21 protein-coding genes are annotated in these 20,365 nt (G+C 61.3%); 9 read left to right on the top strand and 12 right to left on the bottom strand.

Annotated features, from left to right (window positions below):
• Nucleotides 1-351: 351 nt before the first annotated feature.
• Nucleotides 352-765 (top strand): VOC family protein, encoded by a 414-nt coding sequence (locus ACM6JT_RS04770; RefSeq protein ID WP_034179392.1) that lies wholly within the window; start codon nt 352-354, stop codon nt 763-765.
• A gap of 21 nt (nt 766-786) precedes the next feature.
• Here ACM6JT_RS04770 and ACM6JT_RS04775 read toward each other — a convergent pair whose 3' ends face one another.
• The 3 genes from ACM6JT_RS04775 to speG form a co-directional block, all read right to left on the bottom strand.
• Entirely contained in the window at nt 787-1,341 is a 555-nt protein-coding gene (locus tag ACM6JT_RS04775; protein ID WP_031401498.1) for a YaeQ family protein, read from the bottom strand.
• Nucleotides 1,342-1,531: 190 nt separating this feature from the next.
• Complete coding sequence (gene sap1 / locus ACM6JT_RS04780; protein WP_034179393.1) at nt 1,532-1,879, bottom strand: surface attachment protein Sap1; 348 nt, start codon at nt 1,877-1,879, stop codon at nt 1,532-1,534.
• 491 nt (nt 1,880-2,370) lie between these two features.
• The gene (gene speG / locus ACM6JT_RS04785; protein WP_034179469.1) at nt 2,371-2,913 is read right to left on the bottom strand and encodes a spermidine N1-acetyltransferase; all 543 of its coding nucleotides are present in this window, start codon (nt 2,911-2,913) and stop codon (nt 2,371-2,373) included.
• A gap of 151 nt (nt 2,914-3,064) precedes the next feature.
• Here speG and ACM6JT_RS04790 point away from each other — a divergent pair, with 151 nt between their 5' ends.
• From ACM6JT_RS04790 to ACM6JT_RS04805, 4 genes are all read left to right on the top strand, one after another.
• On the top strand, nt 3,065-3,235 hold the full coding sequence (locus ACM6JT_RS04790; protein ID WP_034179470.1) for a hypothetical protein: 171 nt from the start codon (nt 3,065-3,067) through the stop codon (nt 3,233-3,235).
• Nucleotides 3,236-3,350: 115 nt separating this feature from the next.
• On the top strand, nt 3,351-3,599 hold the full coding sequence (locus tag ACM6JT_RS04795; RefSeq protein WP_034179394.1) for a DUF2795 domain-containing protein: 249 nt from the start codon (nt 3,351-3,353) through the stop codon (nt 3,597-3,599).
• A 110-nt stretch (nt 3,600-3,709) separates the two neighbouring features.
• Nucleotides 3,710-5,068 carry a GGDEF domain-containing protein gene (locus tag ACM6JT_RS04800; RefSeq protein WP_175749063.1) on the top strand — a complete coding sequence of 453 codons (1,359 nt, stop codon included), beginning with the start codon at nt 3,710-3,712 and terminating at the stop codon, nt 5,066-5,068.
• Between the two features lie 151 nt (nt 5,069-5,219).
• Complete coding sequence (locus ACM6JT_RS04805) at nt 5,220-5,342, top strand: hypothetical protein (protein WP_256260617.1); 123 nt, start codon at nt 5,220-5,222, stop codon at nt 5,340-5,342.
• A gap of 205 nt (nt 5,343-5,547) precedes the next feature.
• Here the strand turns inward: ACM6JT_RS04805 and mnmE are convergent, their stop codons facing one another.
• On the bottom strand, nt 5,548-6,942 hold the full coding sequence (gene mnmE, locus ACM6JT_RS04810; RefSeq protein ID WP_034179396.1) for a tRNA uridine-5-carboxymethylaminomethyl(34) synthesis GTPase MnmE: 1,395 nt from the start codon (nt 6,940-6,942) through the stop codon (nt 5,548-5,550).
• A 338-nt stretch (nt 6,943-7,280) separates the two neighbouring features.
• Between mnmE and ACM6JT_RS04815 the strand changes: the two genes are divergently transcribed.
• Nucleotides 7,281-7,715, top strand: coding sequence for a transcriptional regulator (locus ACM6JT_RS04815; protein ID WP_034179397.1), 435 nt, complete (start codon nt 7,281-7,283; stop codon nt 7,713-7,715).
• 125 nt (nt 7,716-7,840) lie between these two features.
• Here the strand turns inward: ACM6JT_RS04815 and yidC are convergent, their stop codons facing one another.
• The 4 genes from yidC to rpmH all read right to left on the bottom strand — a co-directional run bounded on the left by yidC (nt 7,841) and on the right by rpmH (nt 10,470).
• Entirely contained in the window at nt 7,841-9,508 is a 1,668-nt protein-coding gene (gene yidC / locus ACM6JT_RS04820) for a membrane protein insertase YidC (protein ID WP_407970980.1), read from the bottom strand.
• Between the two features lie 8 nt (nt 9,509-9,516).
• A complete protein-coding gene (gene yidD / locus ACM6JT_RS04825; RefSeq protein ID WP_009694594.1) occupies nt 9,517-9,783 on the bottom strand; it encodes a membrane protein insertion efficiency factor YidD in 267 nt (88 codons plus the stop codon).
• Between the two features lie 75 nt (nt 9,784-9,858).
• Nucleotides 9,859-10,320: a ribonuclease P protein component gene (gene rnpA, locus ACM6JT_RS04830; RefSeq protein WP_021157986.1), complete on the bottom strand. Its 462-nt coding sequence runs from the start codon at nt 10,318-10,320 to the stop codon at nt 9,859-9,861.
• Nucleotides 10,321-10,335: 15 nt separating this feature from the next.
• Entirely contained in the window at nt 10,336-10,470 is a 135-nt protein-coding gene (rpmH, locus tag ACM6JT_RS04835) for a 50S ribosomal protein L34 (RefSeq protein ID WP_004198824.1), read from the bottom strand.
• A gap of 421 nt (nt 10,471-10,891) precedes the next feature.
• Between rpmH and dnaA the strand changes: the two genes are divergently transcribed.
• From dnaA to gyrB, 3 genes are all read left to right on the top strand, one after another.
• The gene (gene dnaA, locus ACM6JT_RS04840) at nt 10,892-12,469 is read left to right on the top strand and encodes a chromosomal replication initiator protein DnaA (protein ID WP_414856038.1); all 1,578 of its coding nucleotides are present in this window, start codon (nt 10,892-10,894) and stop codon (nt 12,467-12,469) included.
• Nucleotides 12,470-12,638: 169 nt separating this feature from the next.
• Nucleotides 12,639-13,745 (top strand): DNA polymerase III subunit beta, encoded by a 1,107-nt coding sequence (dnaN, locus tag ACM6JT_RS04845; protein ID WP_059605245.1) that lies wholly within the window; start codon nt 12,639-12,641, stop codon nt 13,743-13,745.
• A 193-nt stretch (nt 13,746-13,938) separates the two neighbouring features.
• The gene (gyrB, locus tag ACM6JT_RS04850) at nt 13,939-16,413 is read left to right on the top strand and encodes a DNA topoisomerase (ATP-hydrolyzing) subunit B (protein WP_414856043.1); all 2,475 of its coding nucleotides are present in this window, start codon (nt 13,939-13,941) and stop codon (nt 16,411-16,413) included.
• Between the two features lie 339 nt (nt 16,414-16,752).
• On the opposite strand, the gene ACM6JT_RS04855 is transcribed toward gyrB, so the two are convergent.
• The 4 genes from ACM6JT_RS04855 to ACM6JT_RS04870 all read right to left on the bottom strand — a co-directional run.
• Complete coding sequence (locus ACM6JT_RS04855) at nt 16,753-17,559, bottom strand: hypothetical protein (RefSeq protein WP_414856039.1); 807 nt, start codon at nt 17,557-17,559, stop codon at nt 16,753-16,755.
• Entirely contained in the window at nt 17,556-19,046 is a 1,491-nt protein-coding gene (gene dgt, locus ACM6JT_RS04860) for a dGTP triphosphohydrolase (RefSeq protein ID WP_414856040.1), read from the bottom strand. The genes ACM6JT_RS04855 and dgt overlap by 4 nt, the downstream gene beginning before the upstream one ends.
• A gap of 314 nt (nt 19,047-19,360) precedes the next feature.
• Complete coding sequence (locus tag ACM6JT_RS04865; RefSeq protein ID WP_414856041.1) at nt 19,361-19,942, bottom strand: hypothetical protein; 582 nt, start codon at nt 19,940-19,942, stop codon at nt 19,361-19,363.
• Nucleotides 19,943-20,056: 114 nt separating this feature from the next.
• The coding region (locus ACM6JT_RS04870; RefSeq protein ID WP_414856042.1) for a hypothetical protein at nt 20,057-20,365 on the bottom strand (309 nt) is incomplete at its 5' end.

A 20,365-nucleotide genomic window follows, 5' to 3' on the forward strand; every position in this document is an offset into this window, starting at 1 on the left:
GATTCGCGCCGGCGAACCGGGGGCGGATCACCCCGAAATAAATCGGACAACACGCCCGCTCCGGCTGATCCGGCGCGGTTTTCGTCATCGTCCCGTCATCGATTTGTTGCAGTGCGGATGCGACAAATCGCCGTCCTGACGTTTTTTTGCACTCTGAATATTGCGTCGCACCATCGCCGTGTGTATAGTTGGAACTGTCTCCTCCATGTCTCCTCCTGATATGGATTAAGCCCGTTCCGCTCTGCGTGAACGGGCTTTTTTTCGTCTGTCGATTGTGCCGCGTTCCGGCCGGCAGCGCAGGCACGATGCGTCTACACTCGATGCTCGTCGACTGCGAAGGAGTATCGGCTTATGAAACCCACCATCCGCGCGATCGATCACATCGTGCTGCGCGTGACCGACATGGCCGCGATGACGCGCTTTTACTGCGACGCCGTCGGCTGCCACGTGGAGAAGGAACAGCCCGATCTGGGCCTCGTGCAGTTGCGCGCCGGCGATGCGCTGATCGACCTGCTGTCGGTCGGCGGCCCGATCGACCGTCCCGACAGCGGCCCGCCCGGCACGGGACGCAACCTCGATCACCTGTGCCTGCGCGTCGAGCCGTTCGATCCCGATGCGCTGATCGCGCATTTCGCCGCACATGGCGCGCGGCCGGGCGCCCCCGCGGAGCGCTACGGCGCCGGCGGCTACGGGCCGTCGATCTACCTGTTCGATCCCGAAGGCAACATGCTGGAATTCAAGGGGCCGCCGGCCGCGATCGGCTGAGCACGGCCGGTGCGCGGGCCGTCACGCGCCCGCGCGCGCCTTCAGCACCGTCCATTCGACCGCGACCGGATCGTGGTCCGCGCTCGAGATCCACGCCGCGCCGTCCTGCACCGTGCACTGCAGGCGCATCGTGCGCTCCGCGAGCTGCCCGAGCGCGGCCGCGACGCCATCGGCCAGCGACAGCACCTGCACGTTGCGCAGCCGCTCGACCTTGCTGCGCACGCCCTGCCACCAGATATCCGACGTCTTGCCGCCGTACGCGATCACCGTGACCTGCCCGGCGCGGCCGGCCGCTTTCGAGATGCGCCGTTCGTCGGGCTGGCCGGCCTCGATCCACACGTCGATCGCGCCCGTCAGGTCCTTCTGCCACAGATCGGGCTCGTCGACGTCCGACAGCCCCTTGCAGAATTCGAGCCGCTCGTGCGCGAACAGTGCGAACGCGACGATGCGCACCATCATCCGGTCGTCGGTTTCCGACGGATGGCGCGCCACCGTCAGCGCGTGATCGGCGTAGTAATGCCGATCCATGTCGGCAATTTGCAGTTCGGCTTTGTAGATCGTGGATTTCAGCGCCATGCGGATGCGGCCCGGGCGGGCATTCGGTTCGGTCGGGCCGTGATGATACCGAATGCGCGCCGTCCGGCGCGTGTCATGTGCGCCCTCACAGCGCAACGGCCCGGCATGCACCGGGCCGTGTTCGGTTCGCGCCGCCAGTTGATCGGGCCGGCGCGCTCGCGCGTCGTGCGACTGCGCAGCGACTGTGCGGTTATTGCTTGACGAAGCGCGAATCGGCCCAGAGCCCCTGCTGGTCGCTGTTGTCTGCGCTGACGAACTGCACGTCGCCCTGGTCGACCGACACCACGCGGAAGCGCTGGCCTTCCGGCACCGACAGGCAGCGGTAGTCGTCGAAGTACTGCTGCTTCGCCTGCGACTTGCCGTCGCGCTCGTGATTCAGTACGGAATCCAGATTGTCTTTCGACAGGCAGCCCCAGGCATTCTTCGTCAGCTGGATTTCCTGCTTCGGCTTGACGGCCGAATCGCCGCCGGCCTGGGCAATCGACACTGCGCAAAATGCACCGACGAGGGCAAAAAGGATACCGGTACGCTTCATCATTTTTTGTCTCCAGGCTTGCGGGCACCAGGCTTGGGTTAGCTATGTGTTTAAAGGTGATCGTGAACCCGCGTTTTTCACTTTAGAAGACCGGCAAGCGATAGCAAGCACATTTGTTGTGCGACCGCAATAGCGGCGGATTGTCGCACCCCGTGCGCAGCCCGTTTTCCGTGCGGGACCACGCCTGCCGCGCGGTGGACAGGCCCGTGGCGCCGGGCGGAAAGCGTTACCCGGCAAGACTTTCAGCAAAGTTACAATGCGGCTATTGAACGGTTTGGATAATCCATTTCGATATCCGGATCATTTTGATGCGCCGCACATAAAGTCATTCGAAACGATCCGACTTTACCGCAGCGCGGAATCGCATTTACCTGATACAAGAAAAATGCCAGGTATAAGCGCGTCCGTATTTACCCGTGTTCCCCCGCATGCATCCTGCGCCCGCGGAGGCCATGCCGCGGGCGTATTTCGTCAGCGTGTTTACCCTGCTTTATTCAGGCCGATTGCTGCCGCTCGAAATAATCGCGCTGGAAGATGCACATGCGATAAGCATTGTGATACGCACCGTTGCCGAAAAATTCTTCCTTCAATTCAGCCTCGTGCTGGAACCCGCATTTTTCGTACACGTGAATCGCCGCCGCATTCGTCGTATCGACGATCAGGTAAAGCTTGCGCATGTTCAGTACGTTGAATGCGTACTTGATCGCGAGGCGCGTCGCCTGGCCTGCATAGCCGCGCCCCTGGCATTGCGGCGCGATGATGATCTGGAACTCGCCGCGGCGATGGATGTAGTCGAGCTCGATCAATTCGACGAGACCGACCAGTTCGCCTTGCGCATCGACCGCGACGAAACGGCGCTCGCGCTGGTCGTGCACGTGGCGGTCGTACAGTTGCGACAGTTCCGAGAAGGTTTCGTACGGCTCCTCGAACCAGTAGCGCATGATCTTCGCGTCGTTGTTCAGCTCGTGGACGAAGCGCAGGTCCTGGCGCTCCAGCGGCCGCAGCGCAAGCGTGTTGGTATCGTTCTGGAGTTGCATGTTCATGTCCTTTTTGATGCCGGCGCACGTGCGGAACGCCCGCGCGGCGCAGCCGCGTTCGGGCCCGTTCCGCACTGTAAGAAATTGAACGCGAGCGAAGTTCAGAGCCTAGAATGTGAGCAAGGGTTCCTGCCACCGCAAGGAGGCTATCGTGATCGAGCAAGTCATACTCGGTATTTTTCTCGTGCTGCCGCTCGTGATCGTCACGGCGCTGTTTTCCGACGAACTTTGGCAGGAACATCGGCGCCAGCATCCGCGCGACGAAAACGCCCCGCACATCGACTGGAAGCATCCGTGGCGCCGCGTGCGACGCGGGCATTGAGCCGATCGCCGTCCATCCGCGGCGCGCGCCGGCCGGGCAGCCCCGGGCCGGGCAACGCGCGACGCGCCCTTATTCCGCTTTGATCCGATTCCCGCCCAACCCGCGAGACGCCGACGTGAACGACAAGCCCGCCCTCCCTCCGCACGATATTCCCAACGAAACGATCGACCTGCAGATCGCCGACGTGCTGGCGGCCGTCCGCTACCCGGCGAACAAGGATGCGATCGTCGACGCCGCGCGCGACGCCGGCGCCAGCAACGAGGTGCTGTCGATGCTCGACGGCCTGCCCGAACAGGACTACGCGGACGTCGACGCCGTCACGCACTGGGTCGCCGGCAACTTCGGCCCGGGGCTCGGCATTTGAGCGCGCGCCAATAACGCGATAGGATCGGGCCGCACCGGTCGCGCCGCGGCCGGGATGCGCGCCGCCCGGCGCAAGACCGGGCGTTTGCGCACGCGTGTCCGGGGGACTCCATGGAAGGCATCCTGATCCAGCACACGACGCGTCGTCAGCTCTGGTTCGGCGCGCTGACGGCGCTCGTCATCCTGCTCGCACTCGGAATCGCCGCGCCGCACGCGAACGTCACGCTGCCGGCCATCGAGCCGTTCATGCCGATGTGCGCGCTCACCGTGTTCACGACCGCGAGCATCGCCGCGTTTTTCCTCGGTGCGCAGTTCACTGTGACGCGCCAGCCCGTGCTCGGCGCGCTCGGCGGCGCCTATGCGTTCACCGCGCTCGCCGTCGCGCTGCAGTTGCTCACCTTTCCCGGCGTATTCGCGCCGCATGGCCTGCTCGGTGCGCGCCCGCAAAGCGCCGCGTGGATGTGGATCTTCTGGCATGCGGGCTTCCCGTGCTTCGTGATGGCCGCGCTGCTTGCGCGCGAGCGGCTGACGCGCGCACCGGTCAGCGCGAAGCAGACGCGCCGGTGGACGATCGCGCTCGTCGGCGGGCCGGCCATTGCGGCCGCGCTGCTGTGCGCGCTCGCGCTGAACGTGTCGCTGCCGCCCGCGTTCCATCCGCCCGGCGACGCGGCCGTGCTGCCCTTCAACGGCGTCGCGCTCGTCGTGTGGATACTCAATGCGCTTGCGCTCGTGGCCGTGCTGGCCACCGGCCGGCTGCGCACGACGCTCGACCTGTGGCTCGCGATCGCGGTGCTCGCGTGCCTCACCGACACGACGCTGAACCTGCTGACCACGAACCGCTTCACGGTCGGCTGGTATGTCGCGCGCGTGTTCAGCATGTTCACGCCCGGCGTGCTCGTGTGCGTGCTCGCATGGGAAGTGACGATGCTGTACCAGCAGTTGTTCGAGGCGCATGCGATGCTGATCCGCTCATCCGCGCGCGACGGGCTGACTGGCGCGTTCAATCGCAGCCACTTCAACGATCATTTCCACACGCTATTCCTGCAGGCGCGGCGCCAAGGCGAACCGCTGTCGCTGCTGATGGTCGACGTCGATCGCTTCAAGGCCTACAACGACGCGTTCGGTCACGTGAAGGGCGATGCGTGCCTGATCGCGGTCGCGAATGCGCTGGCCGGCGCGGTGAGGCGGCCAGCGGATATCGTCGCGCGCTACGGCGGCGAGGAATTCGCGATCGTGCTGCCGAATACGGGTGCGCGCGGTGCGCGGGTCGTTGCGGAAGAGGCGCGCGAAGCCGTGTTGCGGCTCGATCTCGCGATGCCTGCTTCGCCGGCGGGGCGTGTGAGCATCAGCGTCGGTTGCGCGACCGTATCGGCCGACGATCTGTCGACGCCCGACGCGTTGATCGAAGCCGCCGACGCCGCGCTGTATCTTGCGAAGGATGCGGGGCGAAACAGGGTCGTCGTTGCCTGAATACGTCTGCTGTTTGGGGCATTTGTTACGGTCATTTTGACCGGAATAATGCGCCGTTACGCAATGCGGAGCGGGGATACCAATGCTTACAGCCCGTGTTGCGGGCGCTCGATATGCTCGGTTTCATATCGAACCCGAGCAGGTGAGCGCCATGAAGAAAACCCTTTTGCTGATTGCCGGCGTCGCCGTGTTGCTGAGCGGCTGTATCGTGGTGCCTGACGGTGGGTATTACGGTGGTGGCGGGTATTACCATCATCATCGGCATTGGGATTGAGGACGCCAGCCATGCGTTGCATCACGCCCCGGGTCTCGGATGAATGTCGGCCGCGTAATACGTCGACGCAATGCCTCTGACGCACGATTCGGATCGAATGCATGCATTCGATTCGACGTCGGCAGACTGTGCGCTTCCCGCAATAAGGATTGGAAGCACGGTGACTATCGGCGACGGGCATTGAAATACCTGCGCCGATTACCCGTTATTTCCCAATACAAAACCTGCTGAAAATCACTCCCAGCAGGTCATCCGAAGTGAACTCCCCGGTAATCGCATTGAGCTGTTCCTGCGCGAGCCGCAACTCCTCGGCAAACAGATCGAGCGACTGCGCCCGTTGCTCCGCATGATCCGCCGCCTGTGCCAGATGCTCCTGCGCCGCTCGCAGCGCGATCAGATGCCGCTCGCGTGCGAGATACACGCCTTCTGCCCCCGCCTGCCACCCCGCGATCCGCAGCAGCTCCGCACGCAGCATATCGATCCCGTCACCGCGCTTCGCCGACAGATGCACCTCGGTCAGATCGCCTTCCGCGGCAGGATGCTCGACACAAGCCGGCACGCCGGTCAGATCCGTCTTGTTCAGCACGCGCACCACCGGCACGCCGCCCGGAAACCGCGCGGCGATCGTCTCGTCATCCGGCGTCAGCCCCGTGCGTGAATCGAGCAGATGCAGCACGACGTCCGCGCGCTCGATCTCGCTCCACGTGCGCGCAATCCCGATCCGCTCGACTTCATCCTCCGTCTCGCGCAACCCGGCCGTATCGATGATGTGCAGCGGAATCCCTTCGACCTGGATCGTCTGCGCGACCTTGTCGCGCGTCGTGCCCGCGATCGGCGTGACGATCGCCAGCTCCGCGCCGGCCAGCGCGTTCAGCAGCGACGACTTGCCGACGTTCGGCTGCCCCGCGAGCACGACCGACAGCCCCTCGCGCAACAGCGCACCCTGCCGCGCATCGCCAAGCACGTGCGCGAGCTGCGCACGGATCTTCGCGAGCTTGCCGCGTGCATCGGCGGCCTCCAGGAAGTCGATTTCCTCTTCCGGAAAATCGAGCGTCGCCTCGACCAGCATTCGCAGCGTGATCACGTCTTCGACGAGCGCATGGATCTGCCGCGAGAACGCGCCATCGAGCGAGCGCCCGGCCGACCGCGCGGCGGCCTCGGTGCTTGCCTCGATCAAGTCGGCAACCGCCTCGGCCTGCGCGAGGTCGAGCTTGTCGTTCAGGAACGCGCGTCGCGTGAACTCGCCCGGCTCCGCAAGCCGCAAGCCGAAGCCGCGCCCCGCATCCAGGCAGCGCTGCAGCAGCAGTTGCATCACGATCGGCCCGCCATGCCCCTGCAGTTCGAGCACGTGCTCGCCGGTGTACGAATGCGGCGCCGGGAAATACAGCGCGATCCCGCGGTCGAGCGGCGCGCCGTGCTCATCCAGGAACGGCACGTAGCTCGCATGGCGCGGCGCGAGCTTCTGCCCGCACAACGCGTCGATCAGCGGCAGCGCGGCCGCCTCGCCGCCGCGCCCGAACGACACGCGGACGACACCGATGCCGCCCCGGCCGGCAGCAGTGGCGATGGCGACGATCGGATCGGAATCGGTAGCGAGCATGGGAATCGGATGAATCGGGAAATCAGGCAGTAAGTGGTGCGCCCGCGCAACAGTTCGGGCAACGGAACGCCGGCATTGTAGCGTGCCCGCACACACGCCACCGGACGCCACGCGGAATTCGGACTCGCCCGAATTTATCCCACCGGGGATAAGTCGAGTATCAGTCCAGCACGATGACACAGCCACCGTTTCGGACGCGTATGCCTACCGGAGCGGCCTGACACTGCGTCCCTCAATTCCGCTGGTCATCCTGCGCAAGTCCGGGATTAGTCCAAACAAGATATGTTTATCCCATACGGTTGTCTGAAAGACGTCGGTGGAATTGCACAATCTCCCCCATGCCGACATCCGAAGAAAAAGCCGCGTTCTCGGAACGCCTGAAATTCGCCCTGCGGCGCAGTCCGGAGAAGGTCACCGGCGCGACGGAGCTTGCGAACAAGTTCAATCTGCGCCACCGCGGAACGCATCCCGTTTCGCCGCAAACCGCGCACAAGTGGCTGACGGGCCGCACGATTCCGACGTCGGACAAGCTCGCAACGCTCGCCGAATGGCTGCGCGTCGAACTGCACTGGCTGCATTACGGGCCGTCGCCGAGCGTGATCGAACACCCGACACCGCAACCGCTGCCGCGCGACGAACGCTATCCGCCGACACCCGAAACGATCGAACTCGCGTCGAAGATCGAGGCACTGTCTCCGCATCACCGCTACCTCGTTCAGGAACTGGTCGAGCAGTTCTACGGCGAACCGAAAATCGAAGCGAAGAAATCCTGACCGGGAACGGCACGCGCATCGCACACCGCGCGCCGCCGCCGAGAAGCAAAAAAGCCGCATGGGCGAACCATGCGGCTTTTTTGCGTGCATCGCGGGCGGCTCGCCGCCCGCGGGTGCGACGGGCGTCAGGCCGGTTTCTTCTTGACCCCGCCGAGCTTGCGCGTGATGTAGTACTGCTGCGCGATCGACAGCACGTTGTTCACGACGTAGTACAGCACGAGGCCGGCCGGGAAGAAGAAGAACATGACCGAGAACGCGATCGGCATGAACTTCATCATCTTCGCCTGGACGGGGTCCGGCGGCGTCGGGTTCAGGCTCGTCTGCACGAACATCGACACGGCCATCAGCACCGGCAGGATGAAGAACGGATCGCGCTGCGACAGGTCGTGAATCCACAGAATCCACGGCGCGCCGCGCATTTCGACCGACGCGAGCAGCACCCAGTACAGCGAGATGAACACCGGGATCTGGATCACGACCGGCAGGCAGCCGCCGAACGGATTGACCTTCTCGGTCTTGTACAGCTCCATCAGCGCCGAGTTCATCTTCTGCGGATCGCTCTTGAAGCGTTCGCGCAGCGCCTGCATGCGCGGCGTGATTTCCTTCATGCGCGCCATCGACTTGTAGCTCGCGGCCGACAGCGGGAAGAACACCGCCTTGATCAGCACCGTCAGCAGCACGATCGCCCAGCCCCAGTTGCCGACGTAGCCGTGGATCTTCTCGAGCAGCCAGAACAGCGGCTTCGCGATGATCGTCACCCAGCCGTAGTCCTTCACGAGTTCCAGGCCCGGCGCGATGCCTTCGAGCATGCGTTCTTCTTCCGGACCGGCGAACAGGCGTGCCTGCACGTCGGCCGACTGGCCCGGAGCGATCGCGGCGACCGGCTGCTTCACGCCGACGCGGTACAGCGTCGGATCGATCTTTTCAGCGTAGATGTCGCGCTTCGTGCCCTGCTGCGGAATCCATGCCGACGCGAAGTAGTGCTGCACCATCGCGACCCAGCCGTTGTCGGCGGACTTCTCGAAGTTCGCCTTGTTCTTGTCGAGGTCGCTGAAGTCGATCTTCTGGAAGTGCTTTGCGTCCGTGTAGACCGCCGGCCCAAGGAACGTGTGCGAGAACATCGGCGTTTCGACGGCCGTGTTGTCGCGGACGAGTTCCATGTAGACCGTCGGCGTGACAGGCGCCGTGCCGACGTTGTCGATCTTGGTATCGACGCCGATCACGTAGCTTCCGCGCGTGAACGTGTAGGTCTTGATGACCTTCACGCCGCCCTTCACCGGCGATTCGAACGACAGCTTCAGCGTGTTCTGGTCGCCCGTCAGCGACGTCGAGCCGGCGTTCACCTGCGTGTAGACGTCGTTGTGGTTCGGGAAGTCGCCGCCGAGCAGGCCCGAGCGTGCGAGATACGTGTGGCCGGCCGTGTGGTCGAACAGCGTGATGTACAGGTCGGGCTGCTTGCCGTCGCCCTGCTTCTTCAGCGTCAGCTTCGCGAGCGTGCCGCCGCGCGTGTCGATTTCGCCGTCGTAGACGTCGGTCGAGAACTTCACGAGCTGCGCCTGGGCGGCCGGTGCCGTCGTCGACGGTGCGGCGCCGGCTGCGGCGGCAGGCACTTCACCTGCGGTCGTCGTCGTCGCGCCCGTGCCCGATGCGCCGCCGGCAGCGGCCGCGGGTGCCGTCTGCGTGGCGCTCGGGAAGAACATCGACGGGCGTCCATGGGAACGCTGCCAGTTGTCGTACAGCATGACAGCTGACATGAAGAAGATCACCCATAGGACGGTGCGTTTGATATCCATGCGTTGTCTCAGAGTCGATGGGACCGCGCGTCGGCTTCGCCGCGAGCGCGAGTGTCGGAGTTGGGCGGCGGGACGAGGTCGATGCCGCCCGCGGAAAACGGATGGCATCGGCACACGCGCCTGACGGCGAGATACGTGCCGCGCGCGGCGCCATGATACTGGATTGCCTCGCGCGCGTAATCCGAACAGGAAGGATAAAAACGGCAACGGTTGCCGAGCAGGGGGCTCACGGCAACCTTGTAGAAGCGCAGCAACGCGATCAAGACCGTTTCCATACCTTGGGCGGCGCCGTTCGGCACCGCGTCAAAACCGGCCGGGCGGGCGCGAACGCCGCACCGCGAACGGATGCGTCACTCGGACGCGGGCTTCGACGCACGGCGGGCGATTTCCCGGACTGCCCTGTCGAGCAGCTCGCGGATTTCGGCCGCGCACATCGCCGCGAGCGGGGCGGAAGCCGCGCTCGGCAGCGCTTTCTTGTCGAAGCGCGTGTGCTGCCGCAGCAGCAGGTCGTAACCGGCGAATTCGGCCCGGCGCAAGCGAAACGCGTCGCGCGCCAGCCGCTTCACGAGATTACGCGTGACTGCACGCGGCGCATACTTCTTGCCGACGACGAGCCCCAGACGCGCGGGCTGACCGGTCGGCTTGCCGTAAATCACGAAGTGCGCGGAACGCCGCCAGGGGCGCAAACGAAAAACGGATGAAAATTCATCCGTTTTCAGAAGTCGCGCAGCTTTCGGGAAGGCGGCTTTCGTCTGCGACGGATTCGCACCCGGCTCGACGGCACCTTCCGCAGGACTGCGGACGGCGGACACAGCGCGCAACCTGCCTTAGATGGCGAGGCGCTTGCGGCCCTTCGCGCGGCGAGCGTTGATGACCTTGCGGCCACCTGCCGTCTTCATGCGGACACGGAAGCCATGGGTGCGCTTGCGGCGCGTCACGGACGGTTGGTAAGTACGTTTCATGATGTTCTCACTTGTTCGAGAATGTCGAAATTCAGGGGACCGCGTGCCCTTAACCGGAGGCATTCGGGCGAACGCAATCGCCGGGAATACAGGATTGGTTTTCGCGGAACCCGCTATTTAAACCGTTTTTCTCTTGACGGTCAATACTTTAGGAGTCACGCGCCTGTGCCGGCCCTCGCCGATCCGGCCCCGCGACCCACAATCACAGCCTGTGGATAAGTCCCGCTGTGGCCGCGTTTGGCGTTAGAATCTCGCCTTATCTCCAAGAATCCCGCACGCCGCCCCGGCTCCCGCCTGCCTCTGCACGACTGTGACGCAGGCGTCCGAGGCACGCTCGCACGACCGCTTCGGGCCTTGTTGCGTCATCGCGACAAGGGCGCCGGCGAGCCGCGCTGTGCATGCAAAAAACGACAGCTACTTGATGAACGATTTCTGGCAACACTGTTCCGCACTGCTGGAGCGCGAGCTGACGCCCCAGCAGTACGTGACGTGGATCAAACCCTTGGCCCCGGTGGCCTTCGATGCGTCGGCGAACACGCTGTCCATCGCCGCGCCGAACCGCTTCAAGCTGGACTGGGTCAAGAGCCAGTTTTCGGGCCGGATCTCCGATCTGGCCCGGGATTTCTGGAACGCGCCGATCGAAGTCCAGTTCGTCCTCGATCCGAAGGCCGGCATGCGCAGCGCCGCTACGGGCGCCGCGTCGGCAGCCCCGCGCGCGCCGCTGCAGCCGAGCGGCCCGGCCGCCACGGTGGCCGCGATCGCCGCCAACCTGACCGCGCATGCCGCGGCTGCGCCCGCCGCGCCGGCCGACGTGCCGATGACGCAATCGGCAGCCGCCACGCACCACCTGAACGCCGACGACGCCGACATCGACCTGCCGAGCCTGCCCGCGCACGAAGCGGCTGCCGGCCGCCGCACGTGGCGCCCGGGCCCCGGCGCCGCGCCCGCCAACGGCGGCGAAGCCGATTCAATGTACGAGCGCTCGAAGCTGAACCCCGTGCTCACGTTCGACAACTTCGTGACCGGTAAGGCCAACCAGCTCGCGCGCGCCGCCGCGATCCAGGTCGCGGACAACCCCGGCATCTCGTACAACCCGCTGTTCCTGTACGGCGGCGTCGGCCTCGGCAAGACCCACCTGATCCACGCGATCGGCAACCAGCTGCTGCTCGACAAGGCCGGCGCGCGGATCCGCTACATCCACGCCGAGCAATACGTGTCGGACGTGGTGAAGGCGTACCAGCGCAAGGCGTTCGACGACTTCAAGCGCTACTACCACTCGCTCGACCTGCTGCTGATCGACGATATCCAGTTCTTCTCCGGCAAGTCGCGCACGCAAGAGGAATTCTTCTACGCGTTCGAGGCGCTGGTCGCGAACAAGGCGCAGGTGATCATCACCAGCGACACGTATCCGAAGGAGATCTCGGGGATCGACGATCGCCTGATCTCGCGCTTCGATTCGGGCCTCACCGTCGCGATCGAGCCGCCCGAGCTGGAAATGCGCGTCGCGATCCTGATGCGCAAGGCGCAGTCGGAAGGCGTGAACCTGTCGGAAGACGTCGCGTTCTTCGTCGCGAAGCACCTGCGTTCGAACGTGCGCGAACTCGAAGGCGCGCTGCGCAAGATCCTCGCGTATTCGAAGTTCCATGGCCGCGAGATCTCGATCGAGCTGACCAAGGAAGCGCTGAAGGACCTGCTGACCGTGCAGAACCGGCAGATTTCGGTCGAGAACATCCAGAAGACCGTCGCCGACTTCTACAACATCAAGGTCGCCGACATGTATTCGAAGAAGCGTCCGGCGAACATCGCGCGGCCGCGGCAGATCGCGATGTACCTGGCGAAGGAACTCACGCAGAAGAGCCTGCCGGAAATCGGCGAGCTGTTCGGCGGGCGCGATCACACCACCGTGCTGCACGCCGTGCGCAAGATCGCCGACGAGCGCAGCAAGGACGCGCAGCTCAACCACGAGCTGCACGTGCTGGAACAGACGCTGAAGGGCTGAGCGCGCGGGCGCGCTTGATAATTCGGCCTCCGCCCCAATTTAAGGGGGGCGGTTCGGTTTTGAGGCACAATACTGGTTTGACCGCCCCGGCGGTGGCGGGCCAAGAGCCCGGCCGGCGGGGCGCTGCGTGGCTGCTGCGCTGCAGGCCGTTACTCAACGAAGGAACTCTATGCAACTGGTCAAGACCGAACGAGACACCCTCCTCAGGCCGCTGCAAACGGTCAGCGGCATCGTCGAACGCCGCCATACGTTGCCGATCCTCGCCAACCTGCTGATCACCAAGAACGGCCCGGACGTTTCATTCCTGTCGACCGACCTGGAGCTGCAGATCACCACGCGCGCCGATTTCGGCGTCGGCGGCGACCAGGTGGCCACCACCGTCGCGGCCCGCAAGCTGCTCGACATCCTGCGCGCGATGCCTGACGGCCAGGTCACGCTGTCGCTCGCCGACAAGCGCCTCACCGTTCAATCGGGCAAGAGCCGTTTCGCACTGCAGACGCTCGCGGCCGACGAGTTCCCGACCGTCGCGCAGGCGAAGGATTTCGGCGCGACCCTCACCGTCCCGCAGAAGTCGTTCCGCCAGTTGCTCGGCATGGTGCACTTCGCGATGGCGCAGCAGGACATCCGCTACTACCTGAACGGCATGCTGCTCGTCGTCGACGGCGACCAGCTGATGGCCGTGGCCACCGACGGCCACCGCCTCGCGTTCTCGTCGATGAAGATCGAAGGCGGCACGTTCGGCCGCCAGGAAGTGATCGTCCCGCGCAAGACGATTCTCGAGCTGCAGCGCCTGCTCGAGGACATCGACGACACCGTCACCATCGACATCGCGCAAACCCAGGCCAAGTTCACGTTCGGCCAGGTCGAGCTCGTGTCGAAACTCGTCGAGGGCAAGTTCCCCGACTTCCAGCGCGTGATCCCGAAGGCGCACAAGAACACGTTCGAGATCGGCCGTGAAGAACTGCAGCGTTCGCTGCAGCGTGCGGCCATCCTGACCTCGGACAAGTTCAAGGGCGTGCGCTGCATCATCGCGCCGGGCCAGCTGAAGATCATGTCGACCAACGCCGACCAGGAAGAGGCGCAGGAAGAACTGGAAATCGCCTATCAGGGCGACACCGTCGACATCGGCTTCAACGTCACGTATCTGCTCGACGTGCTCGCGAACCTGAAGGTCGACACCGTGCAGGTGAGCCTCGGCGACGCCAGCTCGAGCGCGCTGATCACGGTGCCCGAGAACGACGAGTTCAAGTATGTCGTGATGCCGATGCGCATCTGACGCGCGCGACATCAAGACACACACCAGGGGGCGGCAAGCCCCTTTGGCGTTTTTATGGCGAACCGACAACCCGTCCTTTCGGTGCCTGACCGGCACCGTGGACGAGCCAGGAAACTGGAGCGGCCCGGCGATTTCTCTCGCTGAAACGCACCGCGCCGCCACTAGAGTGGCCTCGCAGAACCGGAAGATATCCATGAGTGAACAGCACAATTCGCAACCCGATAACAGCAGCTACGGCGCCTCGTCGATCCAGATCCTCGAAGGTCTGGAAGCGGTGCGCAAGCGCCCCGGGATGTACATCGGCGACACGTCGGACGGCACCGGTCTGCATCACCTCGTGTTCGAGGTGCTCGACAACTCGATCGACGAAGCGTTGGCCGGGTACTGCAACGACATCCACGTGACGATTCACGCCGACAACTCGATTTCCGTGACCGACAACGGCCGCGGGATTCCGACCGACGTGAAGATGAACGACAAGCACGAGCCGAAGCGCAGCGCCGCCGAGATCGTGATGACCGAGCTGCACGCCGGCGGCAAGTTCGACCAGAACAGCTACAAGGTGTCCGGCGGCCTGCACGGCGTGGGCGTGTCGTGCGTGAACGCGCTGTCGAGCTGGCTGCGCCTCACCGTGCGCCGCGGCGGCAAGAAGCGTTTCATGGAGTTCCATCGCGGCATCGCGCAGGATCGCGTGCTCGAGATGGTGGACGGCGTGGAAGTGTCGCCGATGCTGGTGACCGGCGATACCGAGAACCGCGGCACCGAAGTGCACTTCATGGCCGATCCGACCATTTTCGGCACGGTCGAGTATCACTACGACATCCTCGCGAAGCGGATGCGCGAACTTTCGTTCCTGAACAACGGCGTGCGGATTCGTTTGACCGACCTACGTTCGGGCAAGGAAGACGATTTCGCGTTCGCCGGCGGTGTGAAGGGCTTCGTCGAATACATCAACAAGACGAAGACCAACCTGCACCCGACGATTTTCCACGCCAACGGCGAGAAGGATGGTGTGGGCGTCGAAGTCGCGATGCAGTGGAACGACAGCTACAACGAGAACGTGCTGTGCTTCACGAACAACATTCCGCAGCGCGACGGCGGCACGCACCTGACCGGCCTGCGGGCCGCGATGACGCGCGTCATCAACAAGTACATCACCGACAACGAAATCGCGAAGAAGGCCAAGGTCGAAACGACCGGCGACGACATGCGCGAAGGGTTGTCGTGCGTGCTGTCGGTGAAGGTGCCGGAGCCGAAGTTCAGCTCGCAGACGAAGGACAAGCTGGTTTCGTCCGAAGTGCGCGCGCCGGTTGAAGAAGTCGTCGCGAAGGCGCTGGAAGAGTTCCTGCTGGAAACGCCGCTCGACGCGAAGATCATCTGCGGGAAGATCGTCGAAGCCGCGCGTGCGCGCGATGCTGCGCGCAAGGCGCGCGAGATGACGCGCCGCAAGGGCGTGCTCGACGGCGTCGGCCTGCCCGGCAAGCTCGCGGACTGCCAGGAGAAAGACCCGGCGAAGTGCGAAATCTATATCGTCGAGGGTGACTCGGCAGGCGGCTCGGCCAAGCAAGGGCGTGATCGGAAGTTCCAGGCAATCCTGCCGCTGCGCGGCAAGGTGCTGAACGTCGAGAAGGCGCGTTACGACAAGCTGCTGTCGTCGGAGCAGATCGTCACGCTCGTGACCGCGCTCGGCTGCGGGATCGGCAAGGACGATTACAACCTCGACAAGCTGCGCTATCACCGCATCATCATCATGACCGACGCGGACGTCGACGGTGCGCACATCCGGACGCTGCTGCTCACGTTCCTGTATCGGCAAATGCCGGACATGATCGAGCGCGGGTATGTGTATATCGCGCAGCCGCCGCTTTACAAGATCAAGGCGGGCAAGGACGAGCGGTATCTGAAGGATGACGTGGAGCTCAACGCGCACATGCTGCGGTTGGCGCTGCAAGGCTCGGAGCTGGTGCCTGGCGAGAATGCGGCCGTGATTTCCGGCGATGCGCTTGGGGAGCTGGCGCGGTCGTATCTGCTGTCGCAAAGCGTGATCAACCGGTTGAGCCGGTTGTATGACCCGGCCGCGCTTGAGGCGATCATGGATGGGGTTGCGATCGACCTCTCCAACGAGGCTTCGACGGAGGCTTCGGCGAAGGCGCTGCACGCTGCGTTGCATGACGAGGCTTTGAAGAACGAAGTGCGCGTGGTGCCTTCGTATGATCCGGTGCGCGAGCAGCGGTCGCTGCATGTCGAACGCACCCATCACGGGAATGTGCGGGTTTCGGTGATCGATCAGGAATTCCAGCACACGGCGGATTATCAGCAGCTCGTGGCCACCGCGAATACGTTCACGGGGCTGATTGGGGAAGGCGCGGTCATCAAGCGTGGGGAACGCAGCATGGCCGTGACGGACTTCAAGAGCGCGATGAAGTGGCTGCTTGCGGATGCCGAGCGGAACGTGTCGAAGCAGCGGTATAAGGGGCTGGGGGAGATGAACCCCGGGCAGCTGTGGGAAACGACGATGGATCCGACGGTGCGGCGACTCCTGCGCGTGCAGATCGAAGACGCTATTGCTGCGGATGGGATCTTTACTACGCTGATGGGGGATGATGTGGAGCCGCGGCGGGCGTTTATTGAGTCGAATGCGTTGCGGGCGGGGAATATTGACGTTTGATAACGCAGTGCAGGATCTCAGAATAGTTGGGGAAACTCACAAGTAAATGACCTGGGCCAACGGAATCATAATCCGCAGGTCCGGGGTTCGAATCCCTGATTCGCCACCAAATGCGAAAGCCCGGTAGATCTTTGATCTAACGGGCTTTTTCAGTTTGGGCGCGGTGGGTTATCCGCGCGCCCTTTTCTTTTACCGGCCCCTCGCGGTGCAAATTCGGTGCAATACGCGGTGCAGACCTCAACGAAGGAGGGTGGTAACAGGCTCGATTTAGGGTGAGCACTCTATAACCCCCTTTCCTCACTCACCACCCTCTCGTTGATTTACAACGAAATTCTGAAATTAAACTTTTTCAGCGACCTTCAGAGGAGTACGAACACGAGATGCGACAGACTTCGATTGGCACCCTCTTGCCGCGTCACTCAGTCTAGATAAATTGTCGCCATTAGACCAAATATCGAGCTGGACTCCATATTTAAAATTGCGATCAGAAGACGTTCGCAAGTGACGTCGAGCACCCTCGACAAAACCACGACACCCAGCATCAAGCTGATAATCACGAAGATTACGGACTATAAACTCACAGAGGCTCGGCTCGACAAAAAGATCCTTCGACATCGCCATCCGAATGGCTCGCAAAGCAATCTTTTCGGGAAATGGATGAGTTACCAAATTAATCGCCAGCACCCTTTCCGCAAGCATCTCTTCATAATTTGTAGCTGCAGTTAGGCTTCTCTGCTGCAATCTGAATATCGCAGCATCGAGAGAAAAGAATGTCGTCTTGCAAAGATCATCCAACACCTTGCCGTCGACGTGCCCCTCCCTAATTGCCCAGGTGTCGTGAAACGACCAAATATCAAACAAATGACCCGACTGGCAAAAACGAAAACCACCAAACTTATTTCTAATCGGATTAAATTTCTTTATCAGATCATAAATCTCCGCCGCCGTTGACATTGTCACAACGTCAATATCTGATCGAAAGGATCGAGCGTACCCCAATCCAAAATCTCGGATCATTCCACCAAAGATGGCAGTATCCGAGAGTTCCTTGGAAATATCCTCTAGAAATACGCGCAAAGACTCCCGCCCCTCACTTCCATAAGTGAGGTACTGGACCAGTTTATTACGCGTTTGGCTTGTCGTCACAGTCGACCTTCAGCTTTAAACGACTTCAATTCCGCCAACAAATTCATCGCATAAGAATCCGTCATACCAGAGATCATATCCGTCAACAAAAGACACTGCCGATATCGCAACGGCATATCTTTCACGTCTTCTGGCGGCTCAGCATAGGTTCGCCTGTAGTTTTCAGATATTCTGGTATACACATAACGATTATATGGATGATCAGGACGTTCCCTTCCGGCAGCCGGATCGGTATTAACGATAGCCTCCCAGAAAATATCCATCAACCCCCGTATAGTGTTGTACCCATGCAACTCAATCTCAACCACGGAGCGATGCTGAAATGCATATGTTTTTGCAAACCTACCCAACAGTTCACGAAGAAGATTAGCTTTAGACAACTTCAGCAAAGGCTTTTCCTGCTCACCACTCGCAAGCGACACTTGGTTCTCAACAAATGCTTCCGTGACGGCCCGAATCATCATGCCAACCGCATATACACGAAAGCGCTGCATCGATACATCATCAAGCTCCGAAGGTGAAAGCTTCTCCTTCCTATACTCAACATGCTTACTTTCGCTCTTTTCAACAAGCTCCTGAATTACAGAGTCACTACCCCCATGATAAGAGAGATAGGCAATCAAATCAGAAAATGAAGCAAGCCGCTTCTTTACAGCGTCTTCAATATCCAATACTGCATAGGCAATATCGTCACACGCTTCCATCACATACGCCAATGGGTGACGAGTACCAATTTTCAGCCCAACCTTGCTTAACACGCCTTCGGCGATATTCCGCTCAGAGGAAAAGAAGCCGTGCTTCTTCTTCCCAACGTGCGAATCAGCTTGAGTTTCACGCGACCCCACCGGATACTTCATCATCGCAGCAAGAGTTGCATATGTGAGATCAAGACCAAAATTGTCATTTAACAATTGAAGGCGAGTAACCAGTCTAAAGGTTTGCGCATTCCCTTCAAACTTCAGAAAATCCTCGTACAGCTCTTCATCGAGAATACGATTATCTTGATCCCCGGCAACCTTATCGGCGTTGTCTTCAAACCAGCTCTGAATCGCAGCTTCGCCCTGATGTCCGAATGGAGGATTACCAAGATCATGGACCAGCCCTACAGCTGCAAGCAATGCCGGTATATTTCTGCCGGCGTCCTTAATGCCTTTTGCAACGTCGTAGCTATGGAAGAGCGTAACCCCCATGCTTCTCGCGAGATTCGAGACCTCGTGGGAATGGGTCAACCGATTGCGCACGCTATCGTTCCGATCTAGCGGAAAGACTTGCGTCTTGTCAGCCATCCGTCGGACCGGGGCACAAAAAAGGATGCGATCATGGTCACGTTCAATTTCAGTCCGCATCTCTACTTCACCTGCATCAGCATCCCCCTCAGGTTTGGGGACAGCAGGCTTTCCGTCAGAAGGGCCTGAGGGACGTTCATCACGCTTTCGCCGCCCTGCAAAGAGCAATCGTTCCCACGTTTGGTCCGTAGCGTTATCCATTTTTGTCTTGTCTTGTATTGATAGAGGCCCAGTTTGGGAGCGAGGATCGGTCGCCCGTTGCGCTACCCACGTGTCCGAAATTGTACTCTCCAAGAGACCTCAAGGATTGCTTGGTTCGCCCTGCAAAAAAAGGGTCGCACTAAACATGAGGACAGCGCATTGCCCGGGGCAACAACCTACAACCTCTAGGTAGCCTGCCATTCTCAGCAGTGCGACAGAGGTGCAACGTCCGCTTCCCCCTACTTCGCCAACCTTGAGCGGCCCCCAGTAAACAGCGTTATGGCAATTGGTGTGGTCGCTCAATGAACCACCAGTCAAAGATCCCCTGCGATATCTTTAGCTGCCGACGAGTTACTCGTGGAACAGCTTGCAGACGTGGCGCCTGACACCTCTTCCGTTTTTGGGTAAATCTGACGACCGATGCTTAACGCCCGATGGGAGCGGGCCACGTACCAAGCATTCATTCTTACATCCCAACTACGGACTGAACAAAATTGATCCCAATCGAGTTCAATTACACGCTCAAGCGAATACTCATCATTAACCATGATGATGAGAATGAACTCAAAGAGTCTCCGATGCTTGTCGACCGGATCAGGATATATTGTTCCCGTCTTCTTGGCCCTTTGTAAGGTTTTTATTGAGTATCGATTCCCATCCCTTGAGATTGCATCTATGTTTTTAGTTCCCCTCGGGGCTGGAGCCAATACTGGAAGATCGGATCGTTCTTTGAATAGTGCTATGGCGAGCTTCTCACCAATCTCCCCAACGTTAAAGCTCAACCCCCTGTGTCTAGCTTCCCTATCAACCGCAGCACGAAGATCAAGAAGGCCGACGTCATCTAAAGATTTAAGATCTACGGTGATTTTGTTGTGATTGGGATCTATCTTTTTCATCTATATTTCGCTATTCCGCTCACATCAGCTTTAATTTGCTTGCGAGTTCTTCAAGCATCCTCCCATCCGCCACTTCACACTCCCAGATCACAAAAACGCGCCATCCTGCAGCCTCTAACTCAGCACGACCACAGCGCGCTGAACTGGCGAGAACAGCCCTACGGTCAGGCTGCCCAGGAAGACGAACCGGAATAAGCAGTAAGGGCCGCTTAGCGCGGCCCTTACTGCCTGGTGGTAGCTCAGCGTGAAGCGCTTCTTTCGGCGAGTCGCCATACGCCTTGGCTCAAATGCTGAGGCATCCTTGCTGCAGGTAACTTTAACAACCGTCACGACAAACAACAGAAAGTTGCGTTCCGGCATTGGGGCCATCGGCGCATACAGCACGAGATGCGGCCCATGCCGGGTGCACTGCACACATTTCTG

This window comes from Burkholderia sp. IT-111MI5 (genome assembly GCF_949752865.1).
GTDB classification, from domain to species: domain Bacteria; phylum Pseudomonadota; class Gammaproteobacteria; order Burkholderiales; family Burkholderiaceae; genus Burkholderia; species Burkholderia pyrrocinia_C.